Source organism: Pseudomonas sp. RIT-PI-o (assembly GCF_001297215.1).
Taxonomy (GTDB): Bacteria; Pseudomonadota; Gammaproteobacteria; order Pseudomonadales; family Pseudomonadaceae; genus Aquipseudomonas; species Aquipseudomonas moraviensis_A.
In genome coordinates this window covers 1-1,916 of record NZ_LHPA01000014.1, presented here as the reverse complement: position 1 = coordinate 1,916, position 1,916 = coordinate 1, and the positions used below count along the sequence as shown (strand labels likewise).

Sequence of the window (1,916 nt, the reverse complement as noted above, 5' to 3'; positions counted from 1 at the left end):
CCCCTGCTACTCGCAGAACTCGGCATCCCTGGTCGCAGCAAGGACCCGGTGTCGAAGGATCCCGATGTCTGGGGTATCAACATCGCCGCCGCGCTGGACAACTTTCCGTATCACGGCCTGCGGTGCGAGGCGGGGCCGTGGGGAAATATGGCGAGCGGCGACAGGCTGACGATATTTTGGGGCACCGGGCACAACGTGCTGACCCAGACCGTCCTCAAGGATGAGGTCGATACGCAACTGCGCATGTTCGTGCCTTCGCGGCACATGGTCGACGGCGAGTTTGCGGTGTCCTATTCCGTCAAGCCGCTGGGCGGCACAGATCAACCGTCCGAAGTCATGCAGGTGCTGGTCAAGCTGACGCGCCCGGGTGGCCACGATAACAACGGTGACGACGGCCATTCCAGGCTGATCATGATCATTGCGCAGGAGATTCTTGACGGCGGCATCCACGAGGGCAACGTGGCCGCTGGCGTGGACATCAGCATTGGCAAGGCCGACGGCACACCGCCCTATCCCTTCGCCGCGGCCGGCGATATTTGCCGCGTGAGTTGGGGTGGAATCTTCGTGCTCAGTGCTCCACTGACCCAGGACCAGGCCGAAGGCACGGCGCCGATCATCGTGAAAATCAAAGAAGATATCATCCGTGAAGCGGGTGATGCCGGTGGTCCAGGGATCCCCGGAGTGGCCGTGGTGTTCGAGGTGTACGACAAGGTTTTCAACCGTTCCGAGGACTGGAGTCCTGAACAGCGTGTGGTGGTGGCCGTTCATGCGACCCGGCTGGGTGCGCCGTTGCTCAAGGAGGCGCTAAACAACGTGCTGGACGTCGACCAATTGGGCGACGCCGATGGCACCGTGCAAGTGGTCGCCACAGACAATGCCCACTTCAAAATCGGTGACATTCCGTTCATCAAGATCAAGGGCACGCCGGTCGAAGGTCCACCGATTGATCTGGAAATAGAAGGCCTCCCGCTGATCAGCGTGCCGAGCGTTGTTGAAACCAAGGCCCCCAATGCCGTGCTGCGTCAGTTGGCCAAGTCCCAGATCACCGTGTCTTACCGCCTGAAAAAAGCCGATGGCAGCGCCGACCTGATATCCAACGGCCAATTCATCCGCGCCATCGGCGAAGTCCAGCGCCTGGCCGCGCCGATCATGCTGGACGAGAACTCCGGGGCGCTGGATCCCGCACTGCCCCAGGTGCGTCTCGAAATCCCCTTCGACAAATCCTTTGCCGAAGGTCAGGAGCTCAACATATTCATGCTCGGCACCACGTCAGGCCTCAAGCCCTACCTGCCTGCTCTGCCAACGCGCCCCATCACCCACAACGACATCGTCGCAGCCAAACCGCTGTCGTACAGCATTGACGGCAACCACCTGACCCCGGTCAACGGCGGCACGGCGGAGTTCTACTACCAACTCCTGATCCCGAGCGCGGCGTTCGCCAAGCTGGACGCGTACCAGGCGTCCCACGCCATTCGCGAGTCGATCCACACCGACATCCTGCGAGTCGGCAAACCACGCCGGGAACTGCCCGAACCGGTGGTGGCCGGCGTGGTGGACGGCGTCCTGCCCGCCGACACCCCCGGCACCACCGCGACGATCATCTACACGGAAACGGTCAAAGGCGATGAAGCGTTCATGTTCTGGGTCGGCTCGATCACCGGTGAGTATCCCGACTCGATCAAGCTGAACGAATTTACCGCTGGTAAGGAAATACCGTTCACCATCCCGGCCGCGATGATCAAGGACAACGAAGGCGGGACGGTGGTGGCCAGGTACGAAATCAAGCGTGCGGATGGGAGGACCAGTTATGCCGAGCCGCTGGAGTTTCGTGTCGGCGTGGCGCTGGATCTGAAAGAGCCGAAAATCAAGCAAGCCCCGAACGACACCAGCCTCGACCCACTGGAGGCCCAGAACGC

At 61.6% G+C, this 1,916-nt stretch carries 1 pseudogene; it reads left to right on the top strand.

Features of this window, described 5'->3' with window-relative positions:
• Window positions 1–1,916: pseudogene (locus AEQ63_RS28595) on the top strand (hypothetical protein); the annotation flags it as partial.